The 14,472-nt window shown below is 70.7% G+C and carries 14 protein-coding genes and 1 pseudogene; 8 read left to right on the top strand and 7 right to left on the bottom strand.

Annotation, left to right across the window (positions count from 1 at the left end):
- Positions 1-20: 20 nt before the first annotated feature.
- The 4 genes from BLW85_RS37870 (at position 21) to BLW85_RS39675 (ending at position 2,193) form a co-directional block, all read left to right on the top strand.
- Positions 21-479, top strand: a complete 459-nt coding sequence (locus tag BLW85_RS37870; RefSeq protein WP_074996393.1) for a DUF6197 family protein — start codon at positions 21-23, stop codon at positions 477-479.
- A 248-nt stretch (positions 480-727) separates the two neighbouring features.
- Positions 728-1,087, top strand: coding sequence for a hypothetical protein (locus BLW85_RS37865; RefSeq protein WP_143060511.1), 360 nt, complete (start codon positions 728-730; stop codon positions 1,085-1,087).
- Positions 1,084-1,371 carry a hypothetical protein gene (locus BLW85_RS37860; protein WP_074996391.1) on the top strand — a complete coding sequence of 96 codons (288 nt, stop codon included), beginning with the start codon at positions 1,084-1,086 and terminating at the stop codon, positions 1,369-1,371. The genes BLW85_RS37865 and BLW85_RS37860 overlap by 4 nt, the downstream gene beginning before the upstream one ends.
- 141 nt (positions 1,372-1,512) lie before the next feature.
- Positions 1,513-2,193: a hypothetical protein gene (locus BLW85_RS39675; protein WP_074996390.1), complete on the top strand. Its 681-nt coding sequence runs from the start codon at positions 1,513-1,515 to the stop codon at positions 2,191-2,193.
- A 282-nt stretch (positions 2,194-2,475) separates the two neighbouring features.
- Here the strand turns inward: BLW85_RS39675 and BLW85_RS37845 are convergent, their stop codons facing one another.
- Entirely contained in the window at positions 2,476-3,279 is an 804-nt protein-coding gene (locus BLW85_RS37845) for an endonuclease domain-containing protein (RefSeq protein WP_079172694.1), read from the bottom strand.
- Positions 3,280-3,375: 96 nt separating this feature from the next.
- Positions 3,376-3,558 (bottom strand): helix-turn-helix domain-containing protein, encoded by a 183-nt coding sequence (locus BLW85_RS39030; RefSeq protein WP_074996388.1) that lies wholly within the window; start codon positions 3,556-3,558, stop codon positions 3,376-3,378.
- 120 nt (positions 3,559-3,678) lie between these two features.
- On the opposite strand from BLW85_RS39030, the gene BLW85_RS39025 reads away from it, so the two are divergent.
- A complete protein-coding gene (locus BLW85_RS39025; protein ID WP_074996387.1) occupies positions 3,679-4,290 on the top strand; it encodes a hypothetical protein in 612 nt (203 codons plus the stop codon).
- Positions 4,291-4,440: 150 nt separating this feature from the next.
- On the top strand, positions 4,441-8,649 hold the full coding sequence (mobF, locus tag BLW85_RS37830; protein ID WP_074996386.1) for a MobF family relaxase: 4,209 nt from the start codon (positions 4,441-4,443) through the stop codon (positions 8,647-8,649).
- A 105-nt stretch (positions 8,650-8,754) separates the two neighbouring features.
- On the opposite strand, the pseudogene BLW85_RS37825 reads toward mobF, so the two are convergent.
- Positions 8,755-9,243, bottom strand: a pseudogene (locus tag BLW85_RS37825) (HD domain-containing protein); the annotation flags it as partial.
- A gap of 83 nt (positions 9,244-9,326) precedes the next feature.
- Here BLW85_RS37825 and BLW85_RS37820 point away from each other — a divergent pair.
- On the top strand, positions 9,327-9,788 hold the full coding sequence (locus tag BLW85_RS37820; RefSeq protein WP_074996385.1) for a hypothetical protein: 462 nt from the start codon (positions 9,327-9,329) through the stop codon (positions 9,786-9,788).
- A gap of 111 nt (positions 9,789-9,899) precedes the next feature.
- On the opposite strand, the gene BLW85_RS37815 is transcribed toward BLW85_RS37820, so the two are convergent.
- The gene (locus tag BLW85_RS37815) at positions 9,900-10,592 is read right to left on the bottom strand and encodes a hypothetical protein (RefSeq protein WP_143060510.1); all 693 of its coding nucleotides are present in this window, start codon (positions 10,590-10,592) and stop codon (positions 9,900-9,902) included.
- Between the two features lie 125 nt (positions 10,593-10,717).
- Here BLW85_RS37815 and BLW85_RS39020 point away from each other — a divergent pair, with 125 nt between their 5' ends.
- Positions 10,718-10,975: a hypothetical protein gene (locus tag BLW85_RS39020; RefSeq protein WP_143060509.1), complete on the top strand. Its 258-nt coding sequence runs from the start codon at positions 10,718-10,720 to the stop codon at positions 10,973-10,975.
- A gap of 481 nt (positions 10,976-11,456) precedes the next feature.
- Here the strand turns inward: BLW85_RS39020 and BLW85_RS37810 are convergent, their stop codons facing one another.
- The 3 genes from BLW85_RS37810 to BLW85_RS37800 all read right to left on the bottom strand — a co-directional run bounded on the left by BLW85_RS37810 (position 11,457) and on the right by BLW85_RS37800 (position 14,126).
- Positions 11,457-12,848, bottom strand: coding sequence for a hypothetical protein (locus tag BLW85_RS37810; protein WP_074996383.1), 1,392 nt, complete (start codon positions 12,846-12,848; stop codon positions 11,457-11,459).
- Positions 12,849-13,059: 211 nt separating this feature from the next.
- On the bottom strand, positions 13,060-13,239 hold the full coding sequence (locus tag BLW85_RS37805) for a hypothetical protein (protein ID WP_074996382.1): 180 nt from the start codon (positions 13,237-13,239) through the stop codon (positions 13,060-13,062).
- Positions 13,236-14,126, bottom strand: coding sequence for an RNA polymerase sigma factor (locus tag BLW85_RS37800; RefSeq protein ID WP_074996381.1), 891 nt, complete (start codon positions 14,124-14,126; stop codon positions 13,236-13,238). Before BLW85_RS37800 ends, BLW85_RS37805 begins: the two co-directional genes overlap by 4 nt.
- Positions 14,127-14,472: the final 346 nt, after the last annotated feature.

The following is a 14,472-nucleotide window of genomic DNA, read 5'->3' as shown; positions in this document are numbered from 1 at the left end:
CAAGGAAGGACACGGTCATCGTGACTGCCCTCGCCATCGCCGGCACCACCCTCTCCGAGGAGACTGCCCGCCGCCTCGCCCGTCCCGAGACCTGGTACGGGCCCAGCGGAACGAAGGTCACCGGCGAGGCCGTCGCCGCTCACCTCCAGGCCGCCGCCGCCCTCATGGCACGCGAGAACTGGGACCCCCAGCCCCACACCTCCAGCAGCCGCCGCAACCTCTACTACGCCCTCCTGCACACCGGCGACGACGGCTTGGGCGACGACGACACCCGTCACGTCGCCGAGCGCCTCTTGGGCGCCGTTCTCGCCGAGGCGACCGGCGCCCCGTTCGTCGACTACGAGGCGTGGAACCACCACGCCACCCGCACTCTCGAAGACGTCTTGCGTGCCTGCCGGGCCACCGCCGCCGTGGCCCGCGAGTACGGCCCCGGCCCCATCACCGGCCACCCGCAGATCGAGCCCGGTCAGACCCGTTAGCCCCAACACCCCCAGTGCGTGCCCAGTTCGGCCGGAACCCGTCCGAGCGTCGCACCCGCACGACAGCATGAGCCCGGGGCCGCCGTACCCGGCCCCGGGCTCCATGAGAGGAAACCATGAGCACCACCGACGCCGTCGGACCGCCCCCTGCCGGGGCCGCCGGTCCACCCTGGCTCCCTCGCCCCGTGCCCGCCGCTCGACCCAGCCGGGCGCGGGGCGGCACACTCGACACCGTCGGAAGGAAACCGATGAGCCCACAGACCCGCGATCGGGTGGCCCCGATCCCCCGCACCATCGACGGCATCGCCGACGCCCTGCCGTCCGCCCTGCGCGCTGCGTTCAACGCGGAGGCGCGCACCACCGAGGCAGCCGACCTGGAGGCGTGCCTGTCGAAGTGGTGGGCCACCGCCGTCCTCGAAGCCGCCGCCCCGAACGACGCGGCCACCCCGCCCGGCACCGTCTCCATGACGACCGTGTTCCTGCGGCGCATCGCCGCCGGCGGCGCCGTCGACTGGAACGAGATCGACGCCATGCGCGAGCGCCGCGGTGCCCAGCACATCGACTGGGACGCCATCGACCGGGCCCGCGTCGCCGCCGGAGCGGCGTGAGCGAGGACGACGGCTGGCCCGTCTTACCCTCCGAGCGCGCCATGGCCGTCCTGGAGCACGCCGCACTCACCGACGCCGACGCCTTCAGCGCGTTCTTCGCCGTCACCGTCGCGCTCAGCGAGGCCCACGAGATGGGCATCCAGCCCCCCGGCGCGCGCGTCGACAACGAGGCCGCCGGCACCTGGACCATCCCCCTTCCGCGCGGCCACGGCCTCGCCCGCTACACCTACACCGGCAAGCCCCCGACGATCCTCGACGAGATCGTCATGCCCCGCCTCCACTGACACCCGGAGCCCCCGGCCGTGAACCCTGCGGCCGGGGGCTCCGTGCGTTACCGGCGGGAGTATGACGGCGCAGGCCTGCCGGTGCCGCAAAGATTCCCGAAAGCCCTCCAGCGGGCTCTGAACACGGCATAGTGCCCCGGGATGACTGCCGCACCGGACCACCTCGCACTCCCCGCCCGCCGCCGACGCCACGCACGGCTCATCTCCACCCTGACGACCCTGATCGGCGGCTGCGCCGACGCCGCCGGCGACGTGTACGGACCGATCGCCGCCGCGCCGCCCGAGCAGTCCGGCGTACCGGTCTCTCTCGAGAAGAGCCTCCAGCTCAGCCTGTCCGCGCCCCTCCTACTGGACCAGGCGGTGCAACAGGACGCCGCACGCTGGCCGTCGGCCGTCCTGCACGAGCAGGCCACCGCCCGCCGCACCTTCGCCGCCCGGTGCGCCCTGGCTTCGGCCGAGCAGGCGCTGCATGGGACCGAACAAGACCAGCGCTCCACGCCCGGCACCGTCCCTCCACCCACAGTGCCGCAGTCAGCCGCCCTGGACCTGGCCGAGCTCGGCGAGGCCGTCCTCACGCACTGGGCGGCCGATCGGGAGGAGGCCGTCGCTCTGGTCGAGCGGGCCGTCGCCGGCGGCGAGTACACCGCGCACGAGATCCTGGACGAAGCCACCGACGTCGCCGTGCTGGCAGGGGTACTGGCCCTGCACGACATGCGGGGCCAGACCGACCCGAGCGCGGCGGCGGAGTGTTGTCTCCTCGCCGCCAGGCACTACGCCCTGGCGATCTCCCTGGCCTCTGCCGACCTGGACGACATCCGCTGACCGACTCCACCGTTGCCTACTGTCCGCAACCGGCCTGACCCGCGATCCGGGTGACCTGGAACCTCCTGCTCACCCCACCTGCAGCCCCGTGCCGGGCCCTCGCCGACATAAGGCAGCCGACCAGGTCAGCCGCAGCCAACCCCGCTTTTCGGCAACCGCCGATCTGTCGGGCGACATGAAAGCGTCAGTGGTTGGCGACATCGAGAATGTCAGCGAGCGGCTGTCGGTGCGCCTCATCGGCTCGGCAGAGGAAGGTGGTTCTCCGAATCCGTCCCTGGCGAGCTACGCATCCGGAAGCAGGGTTTTCCGGCGGTGCTCGTAGCGCCGGAGGTACTCCTCGAAGACCGGGACGGTGGTGATGCTGCGGCCGACAAGTTCGTACCAGGACAGCCCCTGCGTGTTGCACAGGTGGCACAGGTAGCCGCGCACGCACCTGCCGCATGAGGGACCGCGGGACGGGCAGCAGGCGCCGTCGTGGTCGATGTGGAAGGCGCTTTCCCCTTCTTGCCACTGCCGCTTACAGATGTCGCATCGGTGGTCGCGGGACTCCCTGAACTGCCGGACTGCCTCCATCGACGAGAATTTGAACCGCTTCATTAGTACGTAGTCCGGTTGGCAGGCCGCGCAGTACGTCGACCGGCCGCTGAGTTGAGCCGACGACCGGCCGAACTCTGCGAGGGGTTTGACGTCCTTGCAGGCGGGACACCGCTTCAACCCAGCTTCCAGCAGCGAGCTTGCCTCATCCTGGCTGATCCGCAGCGTGAACAAGGGCACCAGGACGCCACCCCGCTGGTCCTGCTGATAGTGAGCGTTGCACAACCCCTTGCCGATGGTGGGCAAGCCGCATGGAGCGGACTCCTCAGCGCCGGGCCCGGAGCAGAACTCCGGCATCGTCCGCCGCCGCTGCCGGATCGGGCGCAGCTCTTTGCCAGCCGCGCTCTGCTGGTTGTGAGCGTCGCACAACCTGTTGGACCGCATCGGCCGCTCACACGGCGGGTACAGGGAGGTTCCTGGTGGAAAGGCCTCGCAGGTCTTGGTGCTCCCGTTAGGCATGGGCGGCTGGGGGATGATCTCGATACCCGTCATGGCCGGAGGGTAGGGGCGGGGTCTGACACAGCTGCGGATCTGGCGGGCTGCCTGTCCGGCGGCGAGCTCCTGTCGGTCAGAGTGGCTGCGGCTTCGTCATACGCGGCCAGGGTCCGGGTAGAGGGTGGAGCGGCCGACGCCGAGGTGCCGGGCGATGGAGGTGACCGGCTCGTTGGCGTCGCGGCGCCGCAGGGCGACGGCGAGCATGTCGCCGTCGACGGCGGGCGGGCGGCCGCCGTGGTTGCCGTTGGCGGCCGCAGTGTCCAGGCCGATGAGCAACGACGCCGCCTTCGGCCCCCGCCCCGGCCGCCAAGGACCCCGACCGAGCACCAGATCGACCTCGCAGAACTCCCCGACCTGCCCGTCCGCGTTCTGCTCGAACTCGTCCGCCGCCTCGACATGAACCCCGCCGACCTCATGGCGGGGGCGGACGACCTCTTCGAGCGGCCCCGTCAGCGCGGAGTCCTCGACCGACGCCCGCCCGGCGCAGCCCGCGACGCCCTCACCCTGATCACCGCGCTCGCGCACGCCGACGGTCCCCTCACCGCCGACGGCATCGCCCTCGCGCTCACCTGGAACAGCTTCCGCCTGGCCGCCGCGCTCGACCACGCCCGCACCCACCCCGACGCCGGCGGCGCGCTCGCCCTCCGCCACGTCCCACCGGACGGCTACACCGCCGCCCCGCGCCTCGATGTCCTGCGGCCCGACCAGGCCGACGCCGTCACCGGACGGAAGAACCCCCGCCCCGACATCCGCGGCCCGATCCAGCCCGTCGAGGCGGACGTCCTCCTGCGCGTCTGGATCGACGGCGGCATCGACACCGGCGACGCCGCCCAGCGCCAGGCCCTCGAAGACCTCGCCGCCGCCGACATGGTCACCCGCGGTGACCTCGTCGACGTCCTGCCCGACCGCGCCGCGCGTACAGCCTGCGGATGCTCTCCGAGCCGTCACCGCCTACTGACACACCTCACCTCGCGACCCACTGACGTTCTGACGTCGTCCGACAACTAGTGTCAAAGACCCCTGTGGGCGAGCGATCAGATCACTCCACAGGAACAAGATCGAAAATGACCTAGGCACAAAGGGACCTCCCCTTGACGGGGAGGTCCGGCGAGGCCGGGCCGAACAGTGCACAAACGCACAAGCGGGGAGGGTGTCCGGATGGCCTGGCTGACGAAGATCCGGGCGGATGCGCAGGTCGACTACCGGCTGCGGGAGCAGGCCGGATGCGGCGTCGTCGAGGCCGACGCGGCGGAGACCATCGTCCTGGACGACTCGGTCGACGCCGCCGTCGATTACCGACTGCGACCGGAGGGCGATGGCCACCTGGTGTGGGTCGGCAGCGGGATGAGCGCCTTCGGGTACGCGGCCGGCGACCGCCTGGACGACGAAGCCAAAGACGCCGCGCGCCGGATCATGAACGGCTGCCACCCCGCCACCGGCGCCCGGCTGCTCGCCTCCACCGCCTCGGTGCGCGTCCATCCCGACGCCCAGCTGACCGTGGCCCGGCTGACCGAGGCGATCGAAGCGCTGGCCGCCGAGAAGGGCGTCGAGCCGGCCGACCTGCTGGCGGGCAAGCCGAAGCAGCAGCGTGAGCTCGCCACCCAGCAGCGGATGGTGCACCGGTTCGGCGAGGGGCAGCGGCTCCAGGTCGGCACCCTGCACAAGCTCGCCCGCGCGGTCGGCCTCGACCTCGCCGACGTCTACGGCACCGAGACGGTCGAACGGGCGTGGGCGAGCAAGGACAAACGGATCGACACCCGCGTGCGCGGCTGGGACCTCGTGCTCGACCTGCCGAAGTCCGACAGCGCGTTGTCCGGGCTCATGGGCGACCTCGGCGAGCGTGAGTTCCGGGAGCTGGTGCAGCAGGCGAAGAACGACACGGTCCGCCAGGCCGAGGAGTGGATCGGCTACGCCGTCACCGGCGAGGACGGAGAGAAGGTGCGCATCGCGACCGGCGGTCTGCTCGGCTGGTCGGTGGAGCACCTCGCCGCCCGTCCGGTGACACCGGGCGAACCGGGAGACCCGCACCTGCACGTCCACGTCACGATCGCCAACATGGCGCTGTGCGAGGACGGCGAGTGGCGAGCCATCGCCAACAGCGGACAGGACTTCCACCGACACGCCAAGGCCCTCGACGCGTACTTCAAGGCCCGGGTGCGGGAGCTGACGTACGCGACGTTCGGTATCCGCCGCGAGTACAACCCGGAGACCCGCGCGTGGGAGATCCGCCATGTCCCCGAGGAGCTGCGCGACGCGTTCTCCCGCCGGCACATCGCGCTCGACGAGCGCGTGGGCGCGGATGCCTCGCGAGAGGACCGGCAGCGCATCGCCGACGAGACCCGCCGCGCGAAAGTCGACGCCGACGCGTCCGGGATGCGCTCCAGCTGGCGCACCCGCGCCGAGGCGGTCGTCGGCGACGTCGACGCGATGGTGGCGGCCGCCGCGCCCGGGCCGCCCGACGGCGGCGGTGCGGGCATCGACGGTCCCGGCGGCGGTCCGCAGCGGCCCGGCCCGGACGACCTCGCGCGGATCGTCTTCGACCCCGAGACCGGGCTGACGGCGTCGGAGAAGTCGTTCTCCCGCGCGCAGCTGCTCGCCGCCGTGGCGACGGCGATGGAGTTCGGCATCGGCGCCGAGCCGGGCCTGCTGGACGAACTCGCGGACCAGGTCCTCGCCGTCGAGGGATACGCGGTGCGCCTCCCGCACGTCGGTTCCACCGTCATGTCGTCGATGGACCGCTACACCACCCGCGACATCCTCGACGCCGAGGAGCTCGTCACCAGCCAGGCCCTGGTCCGGTTCGACGAGGGCGCGGTGCAGCTGACCACCGAGCAGGCCGCGGCCGCCATGTCCGTCTTCGAGGTCGCCAACGGCTTCGCCCTGTCCGGCGAACAGCGCGCGGCGATCGAGCGGACGCTGACCGCCGGGCACGGCATCGACGCGCACATCGGCGCGGCCGGCACCGGCAAGAGCACGCTCATGGAGGCGTGCCGGATCGCGTGGGACGCCACCGGCCACACCTACGCCGGCGCCACCGTGAGCGCGGTCGCGGCCAAGAGCCTGGACGACGCCTCCGGCATCCCGGCCCGCTCGATCGCCTCCTGGCTGACGCAGATCCGCGACGGTAACGGACTCACCGGCATCGACGTCCTGGTCGTCGACGAGGCCACCATGTCCAACGACCGGCAGGCCGCCGCCCTGATGAAGGAGGCGCAGCGCACCGGCACCAAACTGGTGGCGATCGGCGACCCCAAGCAGCTCCAGGCGATCGGCCCGGGCGGCTGGTTCAAGGAGGTCCACCGACTCGTCGGCGGCCTCACGCTCATCGAGAACCGGCGCCAGCGCAACGACGCCGAGCGCGCCGCCCTGGAGGTGTGGCGCACCGGCGACCACGAGCAGGCCCTGCGCATCCTGGCCGACACCGGCCGCGTCCACGCCACCGAGAGCGCCATCGAGGCGCACGGGCAGATCCTCACCACCTGGGATGAGGTACGCGGCCGCTGGACCGACCCGCACGACCTGATCGACTCGCTGACCGTACTGGCCGCCAAGAACACGGACGTGGACCTGCTGAACCTGGGCGCACAGCAGATCCGTCGGCAGCGCGGCGAACTCGGCGCGGAACACCGCTACGCCCTGTCCGGCGGCGCGGACATCAACTTCGCGGTGGGCGACCTGGTGCGCGTGCGCCAGAACGATTACCGCAGCCGCCGCGGCGAGGGCCCCGACGTCCTCAACGGCTACCGCGCCGTGGTCACGGCGATCGACGAAGACCACCGCGTCGAGATCACCTGGCGCGACAAGAAGACGAACGACACGGTGTCGGCCTGGTTCGACCCACAGGCCATCAGCTCCGGCGCCCTCTCCCTCGGCTACGCGATGACCGTCGCCGCGAGCCAGGGCCTCACCAGCGAGGTGAGCCTGCTGTACGGGCACGGCGCGAACGCCTTCGCCGTCTACCCGGGCATCACCCGCGGCCGCGCCGAGAACCACCTGTGGCTGCCCCTGCAGGTCGTCGAGGACGACGAGACGCAGGCCCGCCTCGGCGCGGCCCGCACCGAGACCGAGCGGCTGCAGCGCGCCGTCACCGCGTTCGCACGCTTCCTGGGACAGGACCGAGGCGACTCCATGGTCTCGGACCTGCTGCGCGAACCGCCGACCCCGGCCGTACGCCTGCCGGAGCAGGCGAGCGTGCGCGAGCACGAGCGGGCCCGCGGGGAGAGTGAGGCCGCCCTACGACGGGCCCATGCGGCGACAGCCGTCTCCCCCGGTCGCGCACGCCAGGCACAGGAGGAGGCACAGCGGGTCGCCGCCGAGGCCCAGGCGGACACCGCGGCCGCCGACGACGTCGCCGTGCAGGTACAGCCCGCCACCGAGGACGACGCCCGGGAGCGGGCCGCCAACGAGAAGCGTCTGGCGGAGATCCAGCGGCGGCGGGAGATGGCGTCCGTGCAGTCCTGGAAGACCCGGCCGTACGGCAAGCGGTCGGATGCCGAACTGGCCCGGGTTATCAAGCTGGCCTACGAGCGGGCCGGGATCGCCGAGCGCGGTGCCGCGCAGACGGCGGAGAAGGCGCGCGTCCTCGAGGAACGCCTTGCCCAGGAGAGGGAGGCCGGGCAGACCCGCGGGCAGGCGTTCGTCGCTGCGGCGGCGACCCTGCTGGACCAGGCGGAGGCGAAGGCCCAGGAGGCAGCCCAGCAACTCGCCCGGGCGGCCAACGCGCGCAAGGAAGCGGAGGAACGGGACCGGTACCTGCGCGACTACCTGGAGCCGAAGAAGAATTTGGGGCCCCTGGAGCGGCTGCGGGCCGGTGTCACCAAGAAGCAGATCGCAGCGGACATTGCCGATGTCACCGCCGAGCGGGCGGCCTGGCACACGGAGGCGAGCGAGGCGCGCAGCGCGGCCAACGCGGCCCGGGTGGCGGCGTGGGAGATGATCCGCACCAGCAAGTTCGCCGGGCAGTTCCGCGACGTCGACGCGCAGAAGCCCGCGCCGGACGACGTCGCCACCGTCACCGAACGGCTGACGAAGATGCGTGAGCAGCTCCCGGACATCGAGATCAGCCTCGACCGGCGCGATGCCCAGACACTGACCCGGCTGCAGGGCGAGGTCACCCAGTACACCGACGCGGCCGCCAAGAGCCGGAAGACCGTGGCGGCCGGCCAGGCCGAGCAGGCCCTGCGCAAGACCATCGCCACGAAGTACCCCGAGCTGCACGACATCGAGACCAAGGCCCGCCGGTCGCACATCGTCGCGCAGAAGCGCGCGGCCGCCGAACAGTCCCGGGCCCGGGCTCAGGAGTCGGCTGGCTATCACCGTCAGCCACCTTCTCAGGGCCTTGGAGGGCCCTCCCTGCCCGGCCGGTAGTCCTGTTAGGTCCAACGGCTCCAACGGGGCGTGAGCAGGCATGGAGAAGGCCCCCGGCGGCGCTCTGGGAGGAGTGGTCCGCCGGGGGCCTACGTGCGCGGAGGGTCAGGACGGCAGGAAGTTCTTCTGCCACTCCAGCGACGGCATCGACAGCGCGGCGTCGGCCAGCGCCTTCGCCGACGGGGTCTTCAGCGCCGCCAGGCTGGTGTCGATCCAGTTCTGGGTGAGGCTGTAGCCCTGCTCCCGGTACTCGACGGCCTGCACCAGGCACTCCAGCTTGTCCGCGTCGCGGGCGACGACCGCCTCCGGGGTCTCGCCGGCCTCGTACTCGTCGACCGCGCCCTGCACACCCTCGCGGACCGCCGGGTGGGCGTTGGCGACCTGGTCGGCGGTCACCTCGCCGTTCGGCGCCGCCCGCAGGTACTTGCGGCCGATGTGCGGGATGTCCCCGACCCGGGTCTCCTGGGAGTCGTGGAAGAGGCACATCAGCGCCACCCGCGAGGCGTTGACGCCTTCTATCATGGCGAGCACCGAGCCGATCACCCCGACCCGGAAGCTGTGCTCGGCGACGGACTCCGGGGCCTTGTTGCCGGTGGAGGTGGGTCACCCGCGCGTACTTCAAGCTGGAACAGGAGCAGGTCCAGGCGCAAGCCCGGCGGGACCAGATCATCGAGCGCATGCTCGCAGTCCAGCAGCGTCAGCGGGAGGCGAAGCAGGCGGCCGAACAGGAGCATCTCGCCGCGATCGAGGCCCTGCTCCAGTGGCAGAAGGCGCTGGTGAAGCCGGTGGTGGAGTTCGTCTTCCACGAGGCCGGCTCCTACCCCAAGGTCGCCGAGAGCGGCACCCCCGAGTACGCGATGGGCGTGCCCGTGTATGTGAACGGCAAGCCGTACGCGGTCATCTGCCCCGTAGCCAGCCGGATTCCGGCACTGCGCAACCGCCTCGTCCCGCTCGTTCTCTTCGCCGCCTCCGAGAAGGAGCGCAACCGCATCGCCGCCCAGGCCGCCCCGGGACAGCGTGTCGAAGTCATCACGGTCGAACTGCCGCCTGTGCCATCTGTAGCCCCGCCTCGTCGGCCGCGAAGCGGCATCACCGTCGAACAGGCGGTGAGCCGGATGCTCGGCCTCGACCGGTTGTGATCCGCCGCCGCGCCCTCCACTAGACCGTGGTGGCGGAGAACGGACCCGGTGTCCCTTCTCCGCGGTGGTCCGTGGAGGGGTGCCACGGCCCACCGCGGGGCACGCCGCGTCTCAGCGCACGTCGCCGTACGCGGCCTCCCGCAGAGCCCGCAGGATCAGCCGGAACTCGTCGTCGTCGACGGCTTGGACGACCGAGCCGAGCTGCACCGCGCAGCGCCTCACCAGCGAGGCGGCGACCTCCAGCATGGCCATCTCACTGTGCGACGACCTCAAGACCCAGGGCCGGTCGAGCATCAGCAGCCCGATCGAGTCCCAATCCACCGAGGGGTGCGTGCCGCTGCGGTCGATGACCGGCTTGTCGGCGGCCGCCGACCACTCCGCCTCGTTCTCCAGCAGGCGCCGCAGCCAGTACCCGTCCCGGTACGCGCCGAGCAACCGGGTCGCCGCCCGCATCCCCTCGTTGCCCACGCCCTGCAGCAGCTCCTCGGCGAGCTGCTCGCCCGTCCTGCCGTCCGCGACCGTCGTCACCGCTATCTCCGTTCCGTCGGCGTCCAGGGCCGCGAAGACCGGCCCCGCCTCACTGTGCGCGGCCGCCGACTCGCGGCCGCGTCGCACACGCCGGGCGATCCCCCGTACGACCTCCTTCACGAACAGGCGCACCAACGGGTTTTCCGCCAGCTCCCGCACGGTGTGGCCCCGCGCACCGACCCCACTGCACCCGCCCGGCGTCGATCTATGCGCAGGCTCCTGGCCATGGTTGATCCCGCCGGGATCAACCATGGCCAGGAACACGACCTTGTTCATCTGTTTTCGAGACGCCTAGAAATTTTCATTCCCGCAGGTAGACACCGGGTTTGACTAGCGATCAGTAGCTTTAACAAGCACATAAGTTGTGGTCACCCGGGTCTGAGCTGTTACCCCTCACCTCTATGCTGGAGGGCGTTCCTTCGCGGCGTCTGCCACGTACTTCACCAGCCGGTGAAGGCCCGGCAGCCCTGCCGGGCTACTTCGGCGCCACGGAGGAACATGTGGATGGCAAGACACCTGTCGATAGCGGAGGCGATCAGGAGGAGCAGGAGGCCGCCGAGCGGCGTCGCGAACGACGCAAGCTCGTAGTGCAACTCCTGGTCGACTGGTCACCCGTACTCGCGGGACTCGCCAACCTCGTGGTGCAGCACTTCTCCTGATCAAGGAGCGGTGAGTGTTGGTCGTAGCGTCGGGGACAGCAGCAAGCCCGGCCGAATCTCACACGACCGGGCTCGCTGGCTGTGACGCGGACAGAGGGCCCTTGACCTGGGATGCAGCCCGGAGAAGGGGCCCTCTGCAACAAGTTTTATGTGTCATCCGCGCAGATTGATCGTACGGGAAATAGCGCCTCGGTCTATAACCTGGGCTCCTAGACACGCGTTTACCTGCGCCGACCTCGACAGCGCTGACTCGGCTCGCGCGGCGCCGCATCTCTGCCTCCGATCCCGCTCCCAGATGGCCACCGTCGCCGGTCGCGACGACACGCTGCCCGTGCTCACCGGTGTGCGCAGCGCCGCTGACCGGCCAGGTGGATAACGCGCGGCTCACGCCCGTTGCCACCCGGCATCGGTTCGTTGCACGCGACGGGGGGCCGGAGCCACTGGCATTGGCTCCGGCCCCCGTCAGGGCGGGTGAGGACGGTCAGTTGGTGTCCTCGTGCGGTTCGAGCAGCGCGAAGTACGTCTCACGCTGCTGCTCGGTCAGCTCGCCGTCGAGCGAGAGCGCCGACCGCAGCGCGCTCAGGGTGTCCGCCGCCGGCGCCTTCCACGTCTTGTGTGCCTGCCACTGGATCTCCCCGATGGTGGCGTACGCCTCGGCGGGGAAGCACCGGATGTACCAGTCCAGCGTCTTGGCCACCGACGGCGTCAGGTTGAGGTGCCACCAATGCGCCGGCCCGTCACCCTCCTCGTCCGCGTCATCGCCGACCATGTCGAGGGACTCGGCGAAGTCGTGCAGCACCGCGGCCCGCACGGTCCGTCCCAGATGGTCGGTGGGGACGATCTCGTCGAGACTGGCCGCCACCGACCAGGCCAGCGCGTCCGCGACCTCAGCGACGGACTCCTTGTTGCGCTGGCGCAGCACCCACCGCTTGCGCACGTCGGGCCGGTCGAACAGCGTGTGGTGGAAGTCGACGGCGAACCGGTCGCGGACCTCGACCGCGCCGGGGGAGAGGCTGTCGGGGTCGCCGGCGGACATGGCGGACTTGACTCCCTGATAGGAGCGCTGGCGGGACTCCACCCAGTCTTCCGCCACGGCCCGGGCCCACTGGTCGCGGCCGCCGACGACGGCCTGCGGCAGCGGCACCTCGGAGTTGCCGCGCGAGATGTAGGCGCGCAGCGTCGAGGCGGTGATGCCGCCGAGTTCCGCCAGCTCCGGGGCGCCGATCAGCTGCGCGCCGGTCAGTTCGGGGCTGGAGACGTCGACGACGCACCGATCCAGCGGCAGGGCGCCGTCCTGCTCCTGGTGGCGGGCGGCCCACAGCGCCAGGTGGTCGGGCCAGTTGTCCGGCCGCGCGGCGTCCGGGTCGAAGGTGGCTACCTTGCCGACGTAGGCCTTGGCCGGGTCGGCGCGGCCGTCGAGCATGTCGGCGGCGGTGACGGTGACGGCCATGCGGGCCTTGCGCCGCTCGTAGTCCTCCTCGACCGGGTTCCAGACCTGCCCGGGCCGGTACCACGTCTCGCCGTTCCACCAGTAGCCGCCGGCGCGGAACAGCAGCTGCTCGCCGTCCCAGTCCATGTGCAGGGCGGAGGTGTCGCCGTCGCGCAGCAGCAGCACGGTCCGGCCGTGCTCGGGGTGGTGGCGTACCGCCCAGCCGAGCGTGTGGTCGAGCGGGTCGGTGGTGAACGCGCGCCAGCCGCCGTCGGCGCGGTTCTTGTCGAAGCGGCCCCACATGCCCGGGCCCCTGTTGCGGCCCACGGCCTCGATGGCGTCGGGGCCCTCGTCGAGCGGGAGGTGGGAGTCGTCGACGAAGGGCAGGCCCGGCACCGGGTGATCGGTGCGCAGGCCGTTGGCGAGCGGAACGACGTGACTCAAGACTGATTCCTCGTTTCCCTTCGGGTGCTGCACGATTTATGCATCACTGAACCTGTCTCCCTTATACATGTGCGCCAACCGTCTTCGTGCAGCCATTTCCGGCCATCTTCACCGCGCCCGTCCGCGATCCGCGGACGGAGGTGATCGCGTCGGATACCTGCGGAGGGTTATCCGACGCGATCGGCGGTGACTCTCTGGATCCGGCGAAGGGTCAGCTGGGTGGCTCGTCCGATTCGATCGCGCTGGGAGGTGTCCGGCACGCTTGCTGCCGGGTGCGGATGCGCTGCCATCCGGTGGTGCCGGCCAGCAGCACCAGCCCGGCGATGACATTGCCGACCACGTCGTGAAGGACGAAGTCGTACAGTGCTGCCAGCACAGTGGTCTTGGTCATCGCCGCACACCCGCTTGCCGTGCCTGCTGGGCGCGCCGCTGAAGGGCTGCGGCCATACGATCGTCCGCGCCGGGCTCCGGGTGATGGCCCGTGAGGTCGCGGTACTCCTTGCGGAGGAGTTGCCTGCGTTCCCGCAGGTGCCGGTGGATCCGATAGATCCGGTCGGTGACCATCTTGGCGGTGATGCCGAGCGTCTCGCCGATCTCGGCGTAGCTGTACCCCTCGTAGACCATGCGGAGCATGTGGCGCTTGTGCTCCGGCAGGGACGCCAAAAAGTCGTTCAGCCAGGCGTTCACGAGCACGGACTCGTCCTCGAATGGGGAGTTGCCGGTCCACCAGGGCGACAGGTCCACGGTCCAGTCGTCCATCACGCCCAGTTCCGCGAGCCGGCGGTCGTGCTGACGGCACCACTTCCGGTAGTGACGCGGGAAGGACTGCAGGACCCCGCGGGTGAAGTAGGTGCGCAGGCTGGCGGCCGAGGGGCGCCGGCCTCCGGTGGGCTCAGGGCTCTCCGGCTCCCACTGCGGATTCCATCCGCCTTCGCGCAGCGCGTGCTTGACGAAGGCAGGCCAGGCGCCGCTGACCGCGGTGAGCACGAGGTCGATGCGCTCCTGCGGGTCGGTGCGCAGGACGTCCCCGTGACGGGAGTCGATGTCGAACTCCGCGTGGGCAGGTGCCGATGCCCGGACGCGCTCCACGATCTTTCGGTTAGAGCACCAGGAGTTCAACGTGACTGTGGCGTATGCCCACAGCTGCTCTTGTGTCAGCTGCATCTCCGAGCTGCGGAACTCGGCCCGGCGCAACCGCTCGACGAGCGCGGCGTCCTCGGCGCGCTGCCGCTCCGCCCGGGCCCTCGGGTCCTCGTCCGGAATCATGCCGATTCGCATGGAATCAGCCTCTTGAGCTGTTCGATCATTCGCTGTGGTGTCATGAGCCCCACCCCCTGTCGTATCGCGTGTCCTTCGGCACGACGTAGCGGGGGATGGAAAAACATCGCGCGTGATGCGCAGAAAACTTTGGGACCGGTTCATGTGGTCGCAGCGGCGGCCCGTCCGGCGAGTTCTGGCTCTTGATAATGTTCCTTCTCTAGAGCCAGAACTGAGGGAGGGGCAATGAGGAACGAGACCGCCGAACAGAACCGCTACCAGCGCGCACTCAGCGCGCAGACCAGTGCGAGCCGGGACCCGTCCACCAGCGGACAGGCTGGCTTCTGGGAGTTCAACGCCAAGGTGC

The organism is Streptomyces misionensis (assembly GCF_900104815.1).
GTDB lineage: Bacteria > Actinomycetota > Actinomycetes > Streptomycetales > Streptomycetaceae > Streptomyces > Streptomyces misionensis.
Note: the sequence above shows the minus strand (reverse complement) of the source record. Positions and strands in the feature narration are given on the sequence as shown.